This is a genomic window from Enterococcus sp. 12F9_DIV0723, from assembly GCF_002174375.1.
Classification (GTDB): Bacteria; Bacillota; Bacilli; order Lactobacillales; family Enterococcaceae; genus Enterococcus_A; species Enterococcus_A gilvus.
Genome location: NZ_NIBK01000001.1, coordinates 1,354,035 through 1,373,232, shown reverse-complemented (window position 1 = coordinate 1,373,232; position 19,198 = coordinate 1,354,035). Strand labels below are relative to the sequence as shown.

Here is a 19,198-nt window from a genome sequence, read left to right as displayed (position 1 = left end):
CTTTTTTGATAATAAAAAAAGAGAAACGAATAATTCGCTTCCCTTAAAAATTGTTATTATTTTTTTCATTAAAAATGTTTTTATGCACCCATTTTTTTGCTTACGATTGCATCAGTTAAAGTCTTTGAAAAGTTCAAATGAAGATCCTTTCCAAGCTTATCTGCCCATTTGGGAATAGTTAAAGTCTTTTTAATGGGATCATTATTCCCAAGATATTGGGATAGATCAACACTCACCATAGACACAAACGATTTTTCAAAATCATATTCAAAATTAAAATCTGAATCATCTTTAAAAGGATCATTCTCTTCTAAAGATAGCGAACTGATTAAGGAAGGTTTTGGTAACTCGCGTTCCTGTTCAATATCATCAGATAATAGAATTCCTAAATAATCAGACGCCATTTCCAGAGCTTCAGAGATTGTAGAACCACTCGTACCACCTGTATTGGGAAAGTCTGGAAAGAAAACAGAAAATCCAGGGTCATAGCCTTCGCTATTTTCGAAATAGAACAAGGCCGGATAAGAAACAAGCATCATTCATTCTCCTTTCTTTTAATGAAGCAGAACAGAGTTATTTCAACCCTGCTTGCTTCAGAATACCGTTTTCTGTCCCTTTGGGTAATTTCTGAGGAACAATGATCGGCCGGTTCACTCCAGGAAACCTCACTTTTATATGAGTTCCTTTCCCACCTTTGACTTTAACGCCGCCGTGTTCAATTAGGAGTTTCACCATTTCATTTTGCGTCATTGGCATGTGCACTATACCTCCTGACAAAATTATTATAGCACGTATTACACGTATTGTAAATGATTGGCTATAATTCTATCGAGATAATCCTTGATCTGGTTGTTCTCTTTCCCTCATATTCTTCAAGTAGACTTGTTGGTTCTTAATACTTTGAAAATCTTTTCTTAGTGCCTTTTTTACTTTAGATAAATCAGGTTTTGTTGTATGGCTACTCCAGTTTTTGGATTGTTTAGAAAGTAACTTATTCCAATCAACAGAACCGTCTTTAGTTGGGATATCATGTTCTGCTTTGTACTGATTGGACATCTCTTTTAGCAATGAATTACCCAACAAGGAATACAATTCTGCATTCTTATTGATCTTAAAATCATTTGCTCGTTGATACTCTTTTGTTCCTTCACCATACAACTTCATATAGAAAGAAGAATTTTCATCTAATAAATTTTGAAGCTCATGATACTCATTTTTTTCATACGTGTTGAGATAGGTCCTAATGAACCGATCAATATCTGGTCGTATCTCGTTCATTGCATTCATGTTGTACTTCCACTTGTTACGATCTGGCGGTAAAGATTGATAAATCTTATCGTATAAATAGTTTAGTTCACTATCTGGCAGTTGCCGCATACTTCCTTTGTGTTTCCCTAATTGGGTACGTATCATTGAAGATATTTGAGCCAATGGCTGATCTCGATCCAACAACTGACTCATGACCTGGCTTCTAAAACGATCTACATTTTTCTTCGATCGGAACCCCTTTCTCGCTTCATAGGTTGAACCGTCTTTTCTGGTAAAAGTGCCGTATTCACGAGTCGGTTCAGGTTCCACGATCGCAATGTGGACATGAATATGATGTAGCTCATTGTAATGGATTGCGGCGGTCCACACAGCACTATTTTTTAGCTTTTCTGCATTTAACTGCTCGTTCATAGCGACTCGAATAGCATTCATTATTTTTGCTTCATTTAACTGATCCTTTTTGGGATCATATAGCCCGACCTCCGTTAGCCAATTCGTGTCAAAACTAACAACGTCTTGCCACATGAGTGAGTCATTGCTTTGCGCTTTTTGGAATAATTTTTTTACTGTCAGTCGTTCTTCTTTAGTTAAGTGATCCTTGTTGGCCGTAAATAATCCTGAAGACTTATCGGGATCTTCCATATAATGATTGTAGCCGTCACTTTCCAAGATATTATACTGGTGAAATTCTTTTGTCCGCGTCGCTTCATCACGATCAATATAATCGATATATTTCTGAAATTTTTGGTTGTTTGACATGACAAATTTCCACTTCATAACCAGTGCTGCCTTCACCATAATTATTCAGCCCAATCCGCAAACGTAGCTCTTACACCAGCAGAATCTACCTCACTAAATCCTTCTTTTTCTGGTAGTTTTTGATCTTGATCTGATGTACTTATTTTTTCTGCATCTGTTGTTAATGATTCACTCCGACTTCTTTTTTTCGCAGATAACTCTTTGTAATACTGGCCGACTTCATACATTGCTTTTTCCATTGGTGGCGTCACCAGTTCACCCATAGGTAAGTAGCTGGTCACGTTTTTATCAAAGTTGTAGCTATTCCATAAATGAAGAAGTGTTCTAGCGCTTTTCTCAGCATCACCACTCCGCAACAAAGTGAAATGAACTTCTTTTTGAATTTTGTCTAACTGACCAGATAATTCTTTTTGCATGGAGGCCATATTCTCAGCGATTGCCTTATACATTTCATGTTCGCGAAATATTTGTTCCAGTGCTTGATAAGCTGGCCGACGTTTGCCATCTGATTTTTCTAAATAAGGTTCTAAATATACCCAACCATACTCAGATTCGTCTGCTTCTCTCAAGTTTACTTCCAATTTTTTCATCAGGAATTCTCCTTCCGAAATTCAATAAATTCATTCAAAGCTTTGGTATTTTCGTTGAGCGTAAGAATCATATTTTGCGAAATTTCTTGAACCAATGTTTCGTACTTTCTATTCAATCCCTCCACTTCAGAATACATGACATGATGTTCTAAAAGTCGGCGGATATATTCTTCCCTGGACTGACTATTTTGTTTCGCCAACTCATCAAGAGCAGCGACTGTTTTTGCGGGTATGTTTCTGACTTTTATTTCCAAAAAGTTCACTCCTTCAATGATCAAAACTGACAAATCAAGACTTCCGAACGTGTTCGGAGAACTTACAAATCCCTGACATTGTGAAACAATGGAAAGGGATTTTGTAAGAGCATAAGGGAACCCTGCCCCCATATTGTGGTGGAACCCGCAGTGCGGGTTGGTTTATAGTGACCCCAGAATACTTTGTGAACCATGCTCTGTAGCGGGTCTGTTAATCCATCGAACCGGCTCCATAGCGGGTCATTTAGTGCAAACCCGACTTAATAGCGGGTCAAAAAACTAGGAGAACAAAGTTATCAAGGTACTAGGTTAGAAATTTCGGGCAAATACCATGTTCCGTAGCGGGTCAAATTTTTAGAGTCGACTTACGGATTTTGCAATTCTTGTTTCCGATCGTTCAATTTATTTAGTTTTAAATTCAGTTCACTATCACTCTCTTTTAGGGTAGCTATCTCTTTTTCAATTGAGTCGATTTGCGATTTATTTTGGTCGATTGTCTGCTTTGTTTTCTCTTGTTCCTTTTCTGTTTTATCTTCAAGTGATAATTCTAAATTGCTATTCACCTTCTCTATTTTCTTGATTGATTTGTGAAAGTCCGTTTCCTTTTTACTGTTAGCTCTCATATCTTTTTGTGTCTGATCGATCTCAAATCTAACAGCGGTCAGTTCATAAGAACTCTTTGAACGATTCGGATTATAGGGATCATTAGTAGTTAATTCTTGCCTTACAAAATGCAATTTCTGATCGTCTCCCATGGATTGAAGATCACTCTTTTTTGCATAAATCGCTATGGCAAGTTTTTCCCAAGAATTAGGCAAATGTTTAACTTTAACCACGTACAACTCTTCATTGATTTTTTTGATTGAAGCGTCGTACTTTGTTTCATCTGTTCGGTCTTTTTTGGCGGATACTTTCAACTCATCGAGAACAGTTGAACTGTTGATTGGTGACAGATAGGAGAAAACTAGCGTCTCATCTTTCGGATAATACTGCCGTTCAACTAAGGTAATACTCCGCATTTCAGATGAAACCCCTTCTCCAATTTTTGTGGATTTTGCATCGACTTCTGGTTTTACAAGCAAGCTGCTGCCAAAGAAAAATAGAAAAACACCCACGATTGCGAACACCATATACTGGTATTTTTTACGTTCATTTTTCTTTAGTGAGATTTTTACGGCCACGAAATTTTCGCCTCCTTTTCCTAAAAGTCATTGTCCAGAAACCGTCGTATTTTTTCTTTGTCAGTTCCTGAATATTGGCGATTTTTTTTAACGATAGTTGGAACACTCTTTAGGTTATAGGTCCGAATATAGCGACGGTTTAGTGGCTGATTCATATTGACAAAAATCAAGTCTTTTTTGAATAGGTTGTGATAATACAATAACGGAAATACCGACTGACAATCGGGACAATCGTCACGATAAAATACAACCGTTTTTCTAGTTTGTGGACTAATTTCTCTTGGAGAAGCTTGTTTCTCAAAAGTGCTCATCTGTAGAATTGACGTTCCTACTAAACTAATTATCAGACCAATGATTAGGAGAACCACCTTCCACTTGATACTTTTTTTTCTCGTCACGTTCTCACCTTCAATCCGTTCCATTTTTAAGGAATGTTTACCTCTCCAATATTCTTAACTTCAGTTACTTTATTTAGCGCTGGATCAAAAACGATTCGATACATAAATTTGCTTTCTTGTTTATCACTCCCAGCAATTGAAAAAGAATAGTTTATTAACACCATTGCAGTAAGATTCTTTTCGTCAGAGGACATTCGGTAGACTTCCGGGATACCTTCCATTTTGGAAACTGTCGTAACAGTGGATAGTAATTTTTCTGGTTCTTTTGAAAAAAGAGCATCGAGTGTTGACGCATTCGCATAGGATTTCGCTTTTTCTTTCCGAGCGGCAACACTGTCAGATTTCTTTACGGTATCGTAGGTATAAACCATCTTGAATAGTTCATTCGTGGTGTTCAATAATGACTCATTAGCTGAACCATTTTTTTCTCTATTTAATGCGTCATACTGTTCAGAAAGCTGAGTATATTTATTGGATAAATCTGCTACATTGCTTTTCAAATTCGCGTTATCTTGCTTTAACAATTTGATACTTTTGGATTTCTCATGGGTATCATTTAGTAGGGCAAACATAGCTGTGAGAAGAAAAACTGCAATAAAACTACCTACAATAAACTTCACTCTTGTTGAAATAGGTTCCATTTTATTTCCCCTTTCCTTGAATAAATTCAACTTGGGAAGTGGTGGCTTTGTCAATCACTCGCCAAGAGCGAGTACCAGAACCAGGACTCACAACATTGGTTTCGCTAACTAGCATACTGCCATCTGAATTGACGTACTCAACGACTGCTATATGACCATATGGCGGTGTTGATCCGGCCAGTCCACCGTAGAAGCTTGCTGCCCAGCCGACTTGTGGTTTTCCTTTTACAACTGTGTACCCTCGTGCGCGCGCTGAGGCTCCCCAAGAACCACCATTCCCACCGTCACCAGAGAACCATTCAATCGGTTTTCCGATTTGAGCCATGCGATTAAATGCTCCCCAGGTACATTGACCCATTGGGTATTGATTCCCTGCATAGTTCTTATTGTCAGGTGCGGGCAACGTCAATTTTCCTTTATACTCTGCCGGAATTTCTAATGTTGGTGCCGAGTTTTGACCGACAACTTCACCTACAGGATCTCCAGTATCCACTTCACAATTATCACTGTCACTGTCTTCGCTGTCGTCACCGCCAAGTCCCTCGATCGTGCCAAACCATATGCCCTCACGGAGAGGAACTTCTTGGCAACTTTGCCCAGGTTGCGGTTCCTCAATCATTTTATTATCACCACTATAAATCGCTACATGATGTGAGCTTCCGGCAGGTCCCCAAAAGATGAGATCCCCTTTTTTGACTTCCTCTTTACTAATCTTTTTCACCGCAGTTGATTGAGTTTCAGACGTAGGCGGCAGCGTGATTCCAACCCTCTGATAGACCAACATGGTAAGTCCGCTACAATCCATTCCTTTGTCCCAATCTCGACCTCCCCATAGATATGGAACACCGATTCTACTTCTCGCAAAATCAATGATTTTAGAACGCTTAGAAGAATCAATCTTATGATTGCCAGAAGATGTTGAATCTTTCTTTGGAATAGAATCATCCTCACCAATTGCACCAGACTTATAAGGCGAATTGCCATATTTAGTAATTGCTTCTTGATCTAGCCATTGATAATTCTTCCCTAATGAATTATAGGTACTTAACAGCTTGGTCAAGTAACTTGGATCAGTTGCCCAACCGCCCTTAAAAATTGCAGTTAAAGCGCTGGCTCCGTCGGTATTATTGATTGCTCCAGTATAGAGTGTTTGGTGCGCCATGAACTCTGCTTTACCGACAATGCCTGCATTATAATCTTTAAACCAGGTGTAAGCACCTCCAGTATTATCGCCCACGCTCGTTCCAGGTTTCGTTCCAGTAATATCAACCGAATCCTCACCAAATGTTGCCAAAGTGATTGGAAAATGACCCTTGCTAGAAGTCTTAACCCCTCCCATGTTATGCGCTTGCCAAAGCGACGTTCCTGACGGATTTGTAAAGTTGAATCCATTTTCCACCATTGTTTGAGCGATACTTGCAGACGGTAAAAAACCTCCCGCTTTCCACGAGAGGATGTAGGCATCTTTATGTTGTTTAACAAAATCATCAATCGACGCAGGAACTGCTCCTGGGTCACCATTAACAGAAATACTTGGTGTTTCGCTAGGACCACATTTATCTTTTTGACTCATGTACATCATAGAAAATACAGAAATGATTACCACGAACAACGTCCCTATGACTAGGAAGTTTGAAATGAGAAAAGGAATGAAATACTTTTTGAAAAGAAATTTTTTGGCTTTTTTTCTCATCAGGCACCTCCATCATACAGTGCTAATTCTTCATCAGTGACTTGGAAAGTCATTTGAATACTTTGATCACCAGCAATACTCATAATCCCTTGAGAGCCGCCCACCTCCTCACTGGTCTGGAATTGTGCCATCATAGCATATTCAGTATCCGTAAAAATTTTTCCAAAGACACTTTTCAAAAAATTCAAGGAAGTAACGTCTTGCTTCAGTAGTATTTTGTATTGTGTCAAACCAAAAATTTCTTTTAGCTTGTTGGCCGCTTCGACCGTATCTTTGTCTTGGGCGTTTTCCGCATTTGGAAACATCCGCTCAACACGTTGTGTGGCCAATGCTAAGCCAATAAATAATTTACGTGCTTCAGACATCAAGGTCACAAACCATTTTGCGGCGTAGGCTTTTTCAATATTTAAAATATTGTGGCACTCGTCAACAAGAATTAAACAACGAATGATATCCCACCAATTGATTTTCTTCCGATCGAATAAATCTTTTTGTTTCTTACCAATTCGAGTCACATTTCCCATAATGTTATTCAATGCTAAGAACAGCTGACAATCAAAGATTTCTGAACCCAATTTAGATACACCTTCAATATCAAAAAATACGATTTGATTTTCTCCAAGATCAGGAACAGAAGTTTTCCCATCAAAAATCCGCTTATATTGTTTTGTTAAAGGCTTCATAGTTCTTCGAATCGAGCTAATCAGTCCTTTTGTATCTTCAGTAGCGTTAGGCTCGACTTTGTCTAAATAATCAATGAAATCACTGGCGATTGGGTATTCATCGTTTGATAAATTGGTGATATCAATTGACTCATCTTCTTTCCAAATACCATAGTCGATATAAAAATCCCATATTTTATCTTCAAACTCATTGATCAATTCACTAGAGGCCTTTTTGTTTCGAATATTAAACAAAATACCCAGCATAGAAATATGCTGCGTAAACGAGCCCCTTACATCAACGACATAAGTACCATCTGCTGTTTTCTTAGATACTAACGGATAAACCTGGAACATATTCAACACACCGGCAGTACCGTCGAGAGGAATAGATACGCCTCCATATTCTTTAACGACTCGCATAAATTCGCCGGATTTATCAAACCCGCGTATATAGTTGCCTTTCGCCGCATTGTCGCGTAATAATTTTTTCAATACTGTTGATTTACCAGAACCCATATCACCAGCAAGGAATAAATTATAGTACAATCGTTTGGGTGATTTATGAAACATATCCCAATAAACTGTACCGCCAGTACGCGTAAACCCATAATAAAATCCTGTTTCATCATCTAAAAAAGTTTGATTATGGGCAAAACCCAAGCCCAGCGCTTCAGCTTGAATATCCATCCCATCTCGATGATTCCGCAACCGTCGTTGTTCCGACATGGGAATGAAAAGGGATTGCCATTCTTCTTTTTGCTCTCCTAAGAACACCGTTGCTTGATAACCATTGGAATCCAAGGGTTTCAAAATATCATTGACCTGCTTTTCCAGTGCGTCTAACGTTGGTTGACTACAAAAAATCCGGAAGGCAACTTTTTTGATCTGTTCCCCCTGGCTCCCCATACTCAGACTCAAACGACGTAAAATATCGATTTCTTGCCCTAATTCGTCACGTTCCGTCGTTTTTGCTTTTTTCATACGTGACTCCAATTCTTCAATTGATTCACTCACACCTTTTTTGTACGCAACGTCACCATCTGTTCGAGAATCTTTCATAACAATGACATTATCTATGCTTGTAAGATCCATTAACCAAAACTCGGTCATGATGGTGGGGGTTTCGTAAATATGGATTGTTGCGCGATATCCATCACCAAAGCGATTAAAAAAATCGTCTTTAAAGGATACTCCCCCCTGTGGCTGAGTATCATAAATAAATTGAACATCTTCATCAACTATTTTCTTTTTCATTGTCATAAATTTGAATCCCTCCTGTATTATTCAGGATATATAGCATTTTTTTTACATACTCTTTGTTCAACAACTTAGCTTCAAAAAGATTGTCAAATCGTTTTAAGTTGGAAATATTTTCTTCTAGTTCACTGATAGTACGACCAAATATCACCACATATGAAGTAAGTTTTTTATACGTCTTCTCAATATACTTTAGTTTTTCCAACTCAGTCTGAAGAATCCGCATTTGATTGATATCTTTCGCGCGATCACGTTTGTATTTCACATAACTTTGTTGTTTTTGATTTTCTTCAGGGAAATTCATGAAAAGCTCTTTGACTGAACTTCCATACTGTTTTTGAAATGACCAATAATTATCGGTTACAAAATCGGCTTCTGCTTCATCTAGTAGCTCTAAATCATATTTCTTAGTATCAAAAAAGGCCGCATACCAACGCTGACCTCTAATAGATAATTTAACGTAATTCTTTTCATGAATGCCTGCTACTGGATAAATTCTGGTCAGTCGATCAATTTCTTTACGGACACTTCGTGGTTTTTTATTCTCTTGCTTTTTCCGTTCAATGGAATCAAATTTCATATGTTTCGTCCTCCTCTGGAGGCGTAATGGAATGGTAAACTTTACGATCCTTCAATAATACTTGGATAGCGACCTGATAATTCTTTTTTCCATGAATATCACTAGGAGACAATAGTAAATAAAAGATCACTGGATACGCCAAGATATAGGGTATATTTAAGATTTCCGGCACCAAATATTGTGAGAGCATACCGATAAACGGACTTCCCACAATAAATAGTACGTCTTTAAAATCAAACCTTCCTTGCTTGATGTTCGTTATTGCTTCTTTGGGTCTAGCAACTTCCCTACGCATATTCTCCCTTCTTTCTGGATAATAACTTTAATCTCTAAATGAATCTTTCACACGTTTACTGGTTGCTTTTGAAACATCATACACTTTACGAGAACGGGTCATTGTTGGCCCATTGTAGATATTTCTAGCTGTATCCGCATATTTGCTCACCGCTTTTTCACCAAGTGTTTCGGTATCAATTGGCCGCGGCTGCATATCTCGTTGTAATTGAGCTTTTGCCTCTTGTACGTGTTGTGGCAATTGATCCCCTGAAACTTTAGGCGCCATTGGAATAGCTGGTTGTCCATCTAAAGCCTGTCGAGCTTTTGAGGCACCAGAAATGTCTTTAGCACTTGTTGTGGGGCTAATTCCCATATTTTGGAAGGCTTCTTTATTTGCATTGGCTTGTGCTGTCATTGCTTTATTGGACAATGGGGCACCGGGTTTTTCCATACCTTTAAGAGCTGGTGGTTTATTAGCTGAAATACCACCTTTTCCTGAATCTGGATGATTCCTACCATTTGGTGTACCCAGCGAAAAGTTACCCTCATTACTAACACCAGTATTTCCCACAGGATCATTCTCTGTTGGATTGTTAGTTGAAGGTGGGCTCATTGGCCCATTTTCAGGATTCTTAGTATCATTGGATAATCCACCTGAATTGTGGGTATTGCCTGTATTTGAATCGCTTGTTTCATCAGCTTGTAACTCTGGGCCTTTTTGCTTACTAGGTTTAAACCCATCTAGCGCTCCTTTCGCCGCTGATCCAGTATAAGCAGCACCTCTGGCAAAGCGACGACTAGCTCCAGCCGCTTTAGAAGCAACTGTTTTTGCCGCATTCCCAATACCAGTTCCTGCACCTTTCAAAGCTGCACCACCTTGTACAGCTGCAATCACAGTCCGGCCAACACTAGACAAGCCAGCATCAATCCCAAAGAGCTGTTCAATAAAGTTTGGTCCGTCAACGACTAACCAAGCACCTGCAGCTACCGCAATCGGCTTTACTAAAGTGGATAACGATGAATCTGCTACAAAAGCACTCCATATATCAAAGAAATTGATTAAGAACATCATCAAATACAATACGATGAACGAGTCTCTAATCTTTGTGGCCAGTTGCTTGTTTCGCTGGCCATCTTTTAAATCAGTTAAAGCAATTCCGCTTGTAATGACGTAAAGTAACCCGATTTCATTGATCAATTTAGCTGATTTGAAGATCACAAACGCATAAACGATTCCTTTAGTGATTAATTCAATTGCAATTAACCAAGGGTGCCAGGAGTAACGATAATATGCCGGATCTCCAATTCCCCAAAAGCTCTTCATATTGGCTTCCTTAAACTTCCCATCGACTTTATTTAAACGTTTCGTCAATAGTTTCTTACCTTCGTCTGACACTGGCGACGCTTCAAATAGCTTCCCTTCCGTATCAACTTGTTCTGTAATATCTAACACAGTAAGATCATTTTTTTCTTTAATATCATTTTGGTTTTCGGTCGATTTCCAGCCATTTTTATCGACAGTATACAAATCAGTAATATTGTTTTTAAACGTCTGAACACTGGCTGATTGTTTACCCTGCAAGACATTTACACCGGCAGTTGTCAATTCAGCTCCTTGCTGTAAAGCCCAGGGCAATACAAAAAATAACGTGATCGCGAAAATGATATTATTGATTAATTTATCTCGATCAAGTTTTCTCGTAAGAATTAACTGCCACCCAAAATAAGCGACCGCAACGGTCGCTAATGCCCAAATCACTGGCTGATACTTATTAATAAAGTCCTGAACAGCCGGGTATTGATAGAAATTCATCAAACTATAAACCTCTTTTGCTGCCCCTGATAGAGCATCAACTACCCATGCAAATCCTTTTAAAAAAGTAAAACCGATTCCTCTTAATACATCCATCCAAAACGACGCAATGTGAAGTAAATCCTGAAACTTTAATAGTTGATCAACCAACTCATTCCCTCCTTTCTCTGAAGAGTTCCTTCAAGTTAGTCATTCGACTGAACATAACCTAGATAGGCCTTTTTTAGATTCGGACGATTATCACTATTACAAAAGACTTTCAATTGTTCCATTGAAGTGAATTGATTCAATCGCTCCTTTTCTTGTGTTGTTAAACGATCAAGATAGGCTGCCTGTAAAAACTTGCCAAATACTTTTGGGCCCATTTTATCTTCCAAACGAGTTGTATCTTTGGTATCAAGAGAAACACTATCAATGGAGTCTACACGCGTTTTCATAAGTTTCTCCTCCTTATTTTCATCTTCATATCTGTTTTTCGGTACCTGGTTCTTTTGGTCCGTAGGCTTTCTCTTCCACTTCACAATATAATCAACAAGATTAATTTCCTCGTGCCCTTTCTTATTGAGCTTCAATTCAGACAGATTTAGTTTTCCATTGAACCGAGGCATTAAATATTCATAGTGAAAAGTCATATTGGTTCCTGCATCGATACTGGCAAAAATCGGATAAGGTGCAATTTTATTTCCTTTAAGATCTCGTCGCATTTTCGTTCGATCGAGTACCCATTCGCCTTCACGTAAATCACGCAATTCGTTAGCAGTTAACAGGTTACGACCTTCCTCATTTTCGCCGTAGGATTTATCTGTACTCATAGGATCGCCATGACGATCCGTCTTAATGATTGTTTTATCCCCGATTTTCTTTGAAAAATATTCAGCGTCATCATATTCATCTGACATAATATAAATTTGATTCCCACAAGCGCCAGTAATTGCTTTGCTGAGTTTATCACCGTACTTATCATCTAATTGCGAATACGATTGAATAATCAGGTGATAAACTAAATTTCTTTGCAGACCGACGTTCATGGAACGGCTTAACCCATCAATCGCAGGGATATTTGCTGCTTCCTCTAACCAATAACGAACACGTCTTTTAGTTCCTTCACCCGTCAGCGTAGCTCGTTCTGCTAAGACCTCGTTGATTTGTGATAGGAAAGTCGAAATGATACTATAATTGCTATCATTCCAGTCTGGATAGACAATAAATAAGGCTATGGGCTTCTCCCCATAGCCTAAATCTGCTAAATTGAAATCACTATCGAGCGTAAGCTTTGCGATAGCATCATACGTATAGTTCTTTAGCTTTGCCATCGTTCCAGTAAAAATCCCACTTCGTGTAATTCCTTGTGAAAATTTAATCGTGCCATACTGTTTTCTGGCTACGCTGGTCACTGGCAACTGATCGAAAAACTTATCTAGTGCGGTATTCCCTTTTTCATCGGGATAAGCACCAAGCTCTTCAAGCATACTAGTGACGGCATACATATTGATTACCTGGGTTTTATCTTGTTGAATCCCAATCTCACAAATTGCAAGAATCAGCGCATTTAATAGAGAAATGCTTGCTTCTTCCCACATAGGTTCTTTCGCTTGAGGATTATGGTACAAACTAAAGGACAAACTATTTGCGAGCATTTGAGCCTTTGTTGTATCCCCGTGCATATACGCCTGCTTAACTAAATCCAATGGATTGTAATGAATCCCATTAGTCGGATCAACTAAATTTAAGCAATACACATCATAACCAAACCGCTCAAATTCAGATTTAGTATTTTTGAGCATATCCCCTTTTAAGTCATTCACAATGACAGAATCTTTTTCTTTGGCCCTCATAATCAAATCTAAAGACGGATAAGAAAATAGTGACGTTTTCCCCGATTGCGTACCACCCACTGTAAGCGAGTTTGTATTTTTGGTATCAATGAATACATACTTTTCTTCTTTCTTCCAGGGACCGATCCCAATTACTTTAGTGAAGGTTGCAACAGGTATTCCGGATTTCCCTTCATATTCTTTATCGTTGAGTGGAACCATCTTATATTGTTCTTTTAACTCTTTTAAGGTCGTAAACTTCTCAGACCCCTTAGTTAATAGATTGATATCTTTATAAGCGATTCTCATACTGTAAATCCTTTTCCAAACGATCACACCATTAAGTCCAATTAATCCCCAATACAACAGTAAAAAGGGCGTATAAGTAATGGTTGGCTTTCCTAACCAATACAACTTTGGTTGGAGAGGAAAAGAACCACCTTCATTCACATAACTATTCAATTTTGGAACTATCCCTTTCAAAGAAAGGATTCCATTAAATATAAGATTAATCAAAAGGACACCGAGAAGACAGAGTAAAAGGGTGACAACCGCTAGAAAATAGGGATTCGCTAAATGTCTTTTCCATTGCTTATACTCTTTGTTCATTCAAATCGCTCCTCAATCAATCCCTTTTTTAAAAGAATGATAACATTCTTTCACTCCTACAATCGTTTTAAGCCCATCCTGGAAAAGAACAATCACACTCATTGCAATAACAGCTAAATAAGAAGTGTCCCGCTCAACAATGAGAGAATACGTACAAAGAACGATAAGTCCAAAGCTCAAAAAGGAATAAAGGACTAATACAATAAGCTTTTCACTATCTTTTCTGACGTATATGCAACAAACAGCTAACCAAAGAATGAATAAAAACAATAGTGCCATCTTATCCCACCTCTTTCTTATACGTTTTCCCAAGACTAGCTGTTGCTGGAACAGGATGATTCACTGCTTCACTGATTTTCAAACGGAAGGGTGTCTTTCTAAGTCTAAACGAAATCTGAAAAAAATCTGACTTGTGACTCAGTCCCCACATAGAGAAATCAGAAACAAGTGATTGATTCATAATTTTTTCTCTATGCCCTTTGATATTCCGTAAATAAGGTTTCCATTCCTCAGAAATATTAGGCAGTTCTTCAACAGAGTCTGTATCATTGAAATTCTTTAAAGCCGGAAAGATATCACAAAATAGCTTTTTATCCTCAATAGCAACATACCTCCGAAAAAGAAGAAATGTAAAAGCTGCTATTAAAGTATTTTTGGCGTAAACGAGCGAACTGCTTTGAGCAGCAAGAAGATCAATCACTCCTAACAAACCAATACACACATGAAGATATATGACTAATCGTAGTCCTTTTTTCAAATATCTAGGTTCCAGTGTAACCATGTACCAAAAAACAAAGAGTATAAAAATTAAAACTGTGATCGTCATTATTATAGAAGCAATGCTTACTTGATTAACTTTATCTTCTCCCTTAAACCCTACAAAAAATAGCTCGTTGAAATAATTAAATCCTAAGCGAACCAAGAAAAATAGTTGAACCAAAAAGGCAAGGAATAAAAATCCTTGCCCATAGTGCCTAAAAAGAAGAAACGAATAGTTTTTCTTTATGCTCATTTAGTCACCGCCTCAGAACCTTTGATCAGTTGAAGCTGCTGACGTTTGTACAACTCCTTGATCAGTTGGCGCTTGTTGTTGAGTTTCTGGTGTATCCGGTGTGTCTTGATTGCTAGAAGTTTCTGAGTTGCTTTCAACCTTTGGCTTAGGAAGATTATTGAAATCATTCACCACATTTGACACAGCTTCATTTTGTTCCGTTGCTTGATCGTTAACTGTCTGGGCTGTTTGGCTTGCAGAATCAATTGCTTGTTGCGTTTCTTCCGTGTTCACCTGATCCAATTGATTTCCCACTTCAGTATTTTTAGCATTCATTTCACTGCTTGCTACTGCTGACTGGTCGATATCCGATTGAACCGCGCTACTAACCCGTTCATTTTTATTCGCATTAGAAATTGCAGTGCTTACTTGTTCCGTTGCTTCTTTAACGTTTCCTTGGGTTTGTTGATAGTCAGTTTTGATTTGATCAATCTGATTTAACGTTTCTTCAGCGTTTTGGATAGTCGTGTTCATGTCACCAGTAGTCGCATTAGCCGAATCTTGCACACCTTTTATTTCCGTCACTTTTTGATTCAATTGCTCATACGTTTCTTTATAGAGAACCGTATTTACATCCGGCACTGTGCCGTCTTCATCGATTAATTGCTTCAGTTGGTCAGATAGTTGATTGTATTCATTGATTAGACCTTGGACTTTGTCCCATTGTTCAGCTGCTACAATTGCTTGTTCTTGCGTATTAGATTCAACATTTTGCATATTGTCTAATTCAGCTTTTACTTCCGTCAGTTTTTTATTGACCCCTTCAACTTTATCCGCAGCGTCCCTTAATTCCTCCTTCGATTGAGCAATCAATTCATTGATCGAAGGATCTGGTGTTGGCGTAGGAGTCGGATCAGGATCTGGTGTTGGTGTAGGGTTAGGACCAGGATTTGGATCAGGATCTGGCGTTGGTATTGGAACTGGATCAGGAATTGGATTGGGACTCGGATCAGGAACAGGCTTCTCATCCTTATTCGAATCAGGTTCTTTTATAATTCCTTCATCTTTTCCTTTGTCCGGTATTTGATCCTTAATCAAATTTGTGTCACTACTACTAGGCATTTTATCGACTTCCGCTGCATGGAAAACCTCAGAAACTTTTCGTGACTCTTCTTTTTTTGCTTGGTCATCTAAAGCTACCGCCAATTTCTCCACCAATCCTTGCTTTTCACTCGATTTAGGAACGTCTACCCCAAATAGACTATTATCTTTTTTATCTCCGACAACTATACTCAAAATATCATCAGGTGATTTACTATCTTTTTTCTTATCAGCTTTCTTTGGTGTGACTTGTTTTTCCCAGGTACTCGTTCCTTTTGTTTTTGCCTTTGGAACTGACTGCTTCTTCTCTATTTTGTTAGTTGCTTGATTGGTGGGTTGATTACTGTTATAAATTCCATAACCGACCCCTCCGCCTAATAGTGCTACCGAACATAAGCTAATCAGAAGCCATTTTTTCTTTTGATCCATCGGTTCTCTCTTTTCCGGCTGGTTCTTTTTATTCTCTGTCATTCGTCGTTCCTCCTAATTCTTGTAGATTACTGGTCCATTGATCAAAGTTTTTTTGAGCTTCTTTTCGTTCTGCTTCAGACAGGTTGGTATTGTTCTTATCAGCTGCATACTTTTTGAGTAAATTTATGATACTTTGAGCAACTTGGATATCTTCTTGAAGCTTAGAATCTTTGATCTCGTTGTTAATAGATTCGGCCGCAGATATATCCTGGGTCCTCAATTTTTCATAGGCGTTAGCCTTTTTTACTTGCTTAATTTGGTCACTCAATTTGTCATTTTTTAACACCTTGTTAATCAATTCCGCTTCTTCCAGCTTTCCTTGCGCTAAGTAAGCATACCCTCTCATTGCTTGAATTGTTGTATCCTGACTTATTCCTTTGATTTCTGTGACTTTTGACCACTTTTCATTTAGAAATGCCCAATAGAAAAAAGCTATTTTTGAATGCTGATTATCCGCCAAACGTTTTAATTCTTTCGATTCTTTCTGACTATACAACTGCTCGACTAAGCTCATTTCCTCATCTGGATATTCTTGCAGTGCTTGACTGTATTTTCCTTCCTTCACCAGTTCAGAATAGCTATCCTTTTGATTAGAACCACTAGAACCTGTCACAAAAAGAGTAATACCAACCCCAGCAACAATGAAAAGCACAGCTGCAAGAACAAACCATTTCTTTCTTCTAGAAAAAAAGCCCGCAAAATAAAATGCAGGCTTCTTCGATAGTTGCTTCTTTTTCTTTTCAGGCTTTTCTTGTTTTTGTTCTGCTGCTGGTGATAAAAGACTGGGTTCAGTTAGTTTCTCTGGTACTGGTTCAATCAGTTCTTTTTCTTCTGGTACCTTTGAAATCAATGACGGTTTTTCAATAATCGTGATTAACGGCCGTGTAGGATCTTCTTTATTTTCTTTTTCATGACCGTTGACAACATTTTTTTCAGCTAGATAAGCTTGGTTAATACGTTGGAGAAGTTCGGATTTTTCTTCCTCGTCAACATCTGGAAACTCTGTCTTTAGAAGGTACATTAGCAATAACCTCAAATTACTAGAATCATCTGTCCCTGCTATAAATTCACTTCGAAAGAGCATTTCTTCATCATCATAAATTTCAATGATCATGTAATTGGGCTTTTTCTTTATCGCCAGCGTCTCAGTGAATGTTTGCAGCTGCTTGTCTGCTTCAACGAGACTAGTTTTCTTTTTACCTGGTAGGATCTTCCCTAGTCCCTTCTTACTCATTCCAAAAATTACATACAAGTGTTATCCTCCTTTCCCCAATGAATCAATCTAATCCGTTAGCTTTTTAGCCAAGTAACGATCATTTGAGCGCCAATGACGATAAAAATACCAATGACGATATTTTTAACTCCGTCTTGTGCTTCATCTAATTTCTGACGGTTTTTAGTCATGAAATGGTACCCCATTAACGCCAACATGACTGCCGCATAACTACCAGCAATTGCTTGAACCCCTCTGAGAATAAAGTCCAGCTTTCCAGTAATAAAATCCATTGTAGATTCCCCCTTATCGTGTGATTACCTCTAGTGTTGAGATGGTAGTTTTCTTGTTTGGTCTTTAAAGGATTTCAAAGCCTTTTGAATGATTTCCTCATTCTCGCTAAACACCTCGTCGTACTTTTGAGCAAGCCATTCGTCAAAATCTAACCCTTTCGCTTCAAGGATTAATTTGGCGGTTGCTTTCTTCTTTGCAAGTTCTTTATTTGATACTGCCATTGGTGGACCTCTCTCTTTCTGATAATTTCTTTCATGAATAAAACTACACGTAATAATCAATTGTGTAGTCATTATCTTCCTGCTTCATTTTTTGTGCTTTTATTTCTTTTTCTACTGTTTCCTGAGTTTGCTTAGGCGTCACTTTTTTGTATTCTATTCCGGCAAATTGGGTCAACTTTTCGAGTTCGGTATAATAACTTTGCGCGTCTACCTTTTTGACCCACATTTTCTTAACGCCATATCCTTCCCAAAAATAGCCAAGCTCTCTTAAACCATATCTATACTCATACCCGTTTTCGATTCCTATATAGTAATAGGATAAAAATGTTGGAGATATTACTGGTCGGATCAAAAGGTTTTCATGTTCTGAATAATCAAAAAAAAACTGAACTTCACGTTCAGCGTCATCCAATGTATTCATTTCTTTTTGCCATGTTTGGCTAACTGTAAACCAGTGATACCCTCGATTTTTGAGGATGTTTCTAAATGAACGCCCATCCTTCACGATGACCATTCGCTTTTCCATATCTGGAATTGTGGGTACATCCCAATTCGTAACGTTTCCAAAATAAGTCCTCAGTCCCGAATAATCACCGGCGTCCGTTTCCTCCGTAACATCTAATAACTCTAAAAGATTCAAGGCAACGGCCGTTAGATACAACTCATACAAACGCCGATAGAAAGGCTCCGCATGGTCACTTTCTCCTAAATCTTCATATTCAACATGATGAGCGATTTCGTGTAAGCAAGTAATCAATAGGAAACGAGATTCCCTAGACAAATTGAAAATCTCGATCATTCGTTCTTTTCGAATATAATGTGCGTGCTTGCTCTTCAGCTCTTTCGGTCGAATTCTAATAAAGTAACTCAAATACTTTCTGTAATTATCAGGATAGGCATAGCGTAGGACTGTATCTATTGTTCCTTTGATTAAAGCCTCGTCTTTACTCATTTTTTCACCTCCTAGCACCTGCAACTAAAAAAAGACAAAAAAAAGAATCAACCTGATAATTGATTACCTGATAATTGATTGGTTCTTTTGTTTTTCTACTATTTTGATCATTTTATTAGTTATTGCATTGATCGGTTCTTCTTGTAACGCTGCTGT

The 19,198-nt window shown here is 38.2% G+C and carries 20 protein-coding genes; all 20 read right to left on the bottom strand.

Annotated features, from left to right (window positions below):
- Window positions 1–80: 80 nt before the first annotated feature.
- Window positions 81–536 (bottom strand): type II toxin-antitoxin system HicB family antitoxin, encoded by a 456-nt coding sequence (locus A5868_RS06665; protein WP_042958047.1) that lies wholly within the window; start codon window positions 534–536, stop codon window positions 81–83.
- 37 nt (window positions 537–573) lie between these two features.
- Window positions 574–756, bottom strand: coding sequence for a type II toxin-antitoxin system HicA family toxin (locus A5868_RS06660; protein ID WP_086304198.1), 183 nt, complete (start codon window positions 754–756; stop codon window positions 574–576).
- A gap of 69 nt (window positions 757–825) precedes the next feature.
- Complete coding sequence (gene mobP2 / locus A5868_RS06655; RefSeq protein WP_086304200.1) at window positions 826–2,067, bottom strand: MobP2 family relaxase; 1,242 nt, start codon at window positions 2,065–2,067, stop codon at window positions 826–828.
- A gap of 2 nt (window positions 2,068–2,069) precedes the next feature.
- Entirely contained in the window at window positions 2,070–2,618 is a 549-nt protein-coding gene (locus A5868_RS06650; RefSeq protein ID WP_086304202.1) for a hypothetical protein, read from the bottom strand.
- Window positions 2,618–2,872, bottom strand: coding sequence for a ribbon-helix-helix domain-containing protein (locus A5868_RS06645; protein WP_254908312.1), 255 nt, complete (start codon window positions 2,870–2,872; stop codon window positions 2,618–2,620). Before A5868_RS06645 ends, A5868_RS06650 begins: the two co-directional genes overlap by 1 nt.
- Window positions 2,873–3,237: 365 nt before the next feature.
- The gene (locus tag A5868_RS06640) at window positions 3,238–4,053 is read right to left on the bottom strand and encodes a hypothetical protein (protein WP_086304206.1); all 816 of its coding nucleotides are present in this window, start codon (window positions 4,051–4,053) and stop codon (window positions 3,238–3,240) included.
- 424 nt (window positions 4,054–4,477) lie between these two features.
- Window positions 4,478–5,092 (bottom strand): hypothetical protein, encoded by a 615-nt coding sequence (locus A5868_RS06630; RefSeq protein WP_086304210.1) that lies wholly within the window; start codon window positions 5,090–5,092, stop codon window positions 4,478–4,480.
- 1 nt (window position 5,093) lies between these two features.
- Window positions 5,094–6,785 (bottom strand): NlpC/P60 family protein, encoded by a 1,692-nt coding sequence (locus tag A5868_RS06625; protein WP_086304212.1) that lies wholly within the window; start codon window positions 6,783–6,785, stop codon window positions 5,094–5,096.
- Complete coding sequence (locus tag A5868_RS06620) at window positions 6,785–8,710, bottom strand: VirB4 family type IV secretion system protein (RefSeq protein WP_086304214.1); 1,926 nt, start codon at window positions 8,708–8,710, stop codon at window positions 6,785–6,787. Before A5868_RS06620 ends, A5868_RS06625 begins: the two co-directional genes overlap by 1 nt.
- Complete coding sequence (locus A5868_RS06615; protein WP_086304217.1) at window positions 8,685–9,287, bottom strand: hypothetical protein; 603 nt, start codon at window positions 9,285–9,287, stop codon at window positions 8,685–8,687. The genes A5868_RS06620 and A5868_RS06615 overlap by 26 nt, the downstream gene beginning before the upstream one ends.
- On the bottom strand, window positions 9,277–9,582 hold the full coding sequence (locus A5868_RS06610; RefSeq protein WP_086304219.1) for a hypothetical protein: 306 nt from the start codon (window positions 9,580–9,582) through the stop codon (window positions 9,277–9,279). Before A5868_RS06610 ends, A5868_RS06615 begins: the two co-directional genes overlap by 11 nt.
- A gap of 27 nt (window positions 9,583–9,609) precedes the next feature.
- Window positions 9,610–11,526, bottom strand: coding sequence for a pLS20_p028 family conjugation system transmembrane protein (locus A5868_RS06605; protein ID WP_086304221.1), 1,917 nt, complete (start codon window positions 11,524–11,526; stop codon window positions 9,610–9,612).
- A 35-nt stretch (window positions 11,527–11,561) separates the two neighbouring features.
- On the bottom strand, window positions 11,562–13,799 hold the full coding sequence (locus A5868_RS06600) for a VirD4-like conjugal transfer protein, CD1115 family (RefSeq protein WP_086304223.1): 2,238 nt from the start codon (window positions 13,797–13,799) through the stop codon (window positions 11,562–11,564).
- 12 nt (window positions 13,800–13,811) lie between these two features.
- Complete coding sequence (locus tag A5868_RS06595; protein ID WP_086304225.1) at window positions 13,812–14,078, bottom strand: hypothetical protein; 267 nt, start codon at window positions 14,076–14,078, stop codon at window positions 13,812–13,814.
- Between the two features lies 1 nt (window position 14,079).
- Complete coding sequence (locus A5868_RS06590) at window positions 14,080–14,811, bottom strand: hypothetical protein (RefSeq protein WP_086304227.1); 732 nt, start codon at window positions 14,809–14,811, stop codon at window positions 14,080–14,082.
- A 12-nt stretch (window positions 14,812–14,823) separates the two neighbouring features.
- A complete protein-coding gene (locus A5868_RS18955) occupies window positions 14,824–16,362 on the bottom strand; it encodes a hypothetical protein (protein ID WP_176281315.1) in 1,539 nt (512 codons plus the stop codon).
- Window positions 16,349–17,614, bottom strand: coding sequence for a hypothetical protein (locus tag A5868_RS06575; RefSeq protein ID WP_086304233.1), 1,266 nt, complete (start codon window positions 17,612–17,614; stop codon window positions 16,349–16,351). The genes A5868_RS18955 and A5868_RS06575 overlap by 14 nt, the downstream gene beginning before the upstream one ends.
- Before the next feature lie 38 nt (window positions 17,615–17,652).
- On the bottom strand, window positions 17,653–17,868 hold the full coding sequence (locus A5868_RS06570) for a hypothetical protein (RefSeq protein WP_086304235.1): 216 nt from the start codon (window positions 17,866–17,868) through the stop codon (window positions 17,653–17,655).
- A 30-nt stretch (window positions 17,869–17,898) separates the two neighbouring features.
- The gene (locus A5868_RS06565) at window positions 17,899–18,090 is read right to left on the bottom strand and encodes a hypothetical protein (protein ID WP_086304237.1); all 192 of its coding nucleotides are present in this window, start codon (window positions 18,088–18,090) and stop codon (window positions 17,899–17,901) included.
- Between the two features lie 43 nt (window positions 18,091–18,133).
- Window positions 18,134–19,042 carry a hypothetical protein gene (locus A5868_RS06560; protein WP_087654094.1) on the bottom strand — a complete coding sequence of 303 codons (909 nt, stop codon included), beginning with the start codon at window positions 19,040–19,042 and terminating at the stop codon, window positions 18,134–18,136.
- Window positions 19,043–19,198: the final 156 nt, after the last annotated feature.

What these genes read in the sequence shown, in the direction of transcription:
- A5868_RS06665 (WP_042958047.1), bottom strand. Translation starts at nt 536, where the DNA reads ATGCTTGTTTCTTATCCGGCCTTGTTCTATTTCGAAAATAGCGAAGGC.
- A5868_RS06660 (WP_086304198.1), bottom strand. Translation starts at nt 756, where the DNA reads ATGCCAATGACGCAAAATGAAATGGTGAAACTCCTAATTGAACACGGC.
- mobP2 (WP_086304200.1), bottom strand. Translation starts at nt 2,067, where the DNA reads ATGGTGAAGGCAGCACTGGTTATGAAGTGGAAATTTGTCATGTCAAAC.
- A5868_RS06650 (WP_086304202.1), bottom strand. Translation starts at nt 2,618, where the DNA reads ATGAAAAAATTGGAAGTAAACTTGAGAGAAGCAGACGAATCTGAGTAT.
- A5868_RS06630 (WP_086304210.1), bottom strand. Translation starts at nt 5,092, where the DNA reads ATGGAACCTATTTCAACAAGAGTGAAGTTTATTGTAGGTAGTTTTATT.
- A5868_RS06625 (WP_086304212.1), bottom strand. Translation starts at nt 6,785, where the DNA reads ATGAGAAAAAAAGCCAAAAAATTTCTTTTCAAAAAGTATTTCATTCCT.
- A5868_RS06620 (WP_086304214.1), bottom strand. Translation starts at nt 8,710, where the DNA reads ATGACAATGAAAAAGAAAATAGTTGATGAAGATGTTCAATTTATTTAT.
- A5868_RS06615 (WP_086304217.1), bottom strand. Translation starts at nt 9,287, where the DNA reads ATGAAATTTGATTCCATTGAACGGAAAAAGCAAGAGAATAAAAAACCA.
- A5868_RS06610 (WP_086304219.1), bottom strand. Translation starts at nt 9,582, where the DNA reads ATGCGTAGGGAAGTTGCTAGACCCAAAGAAGCAATAACGAACATCAAG.
- A5868_RS06600 (WP_086304223.1), bottom strand. Translation starts at nt 13,799, where the DNA reads ATGAACAAAGAGTATAAGCAATGGAAAAGACATTTAGCGAATCCCTAT.
- A5868_RS06595 (WP_086304225.1), bottom strand. Translation starts at nt 14,078, where the DNA reads ATGGCACTATTGTTTTTATTCATTCTTTGGTTAGCTGTTTGTTGCATA.
- A5868_RS06590 (WP_086304227.1), bottom strand. Translation starts at nt 14,811, where the DNA reads ATGAGCATAAAGAAAAACTATTCGTTTCTTCTTTTTAGGCACTATGGG.
- A5868_RS18955 (WP_176281315.1), bottom strand. Translation starts at nt 16,362, where the DNA reads ATGACAGAGAATAAAAAGAACCAGCCGGAAAAGAGAGAACCGATGGAT.
- A5868_RS06570 (WP_086304235.1), bottom strand. Translation starts at nt 17,868, where the DNA reads ATGGATTTTATTACTGGAAAGCTGGACTTTATTCTCAGAGGGGTTCAA.
- A5868_RS06565 (WP_086304237.1), bottom strand. Translation starts at nt 18,090, where the DNA reads ATGGCAGTATCAAATAAAGAACTTGCAAAGAAGAAAGCAACCGCCAAA.
- A5868_RS06560 (WP_087654094.1), bottom strand. Translation starts at nt 19,042, where the DNA reads ATGAGTAAAGACGAGGCTTTAATCAAAGGAACAATAGATACAGTCCTA.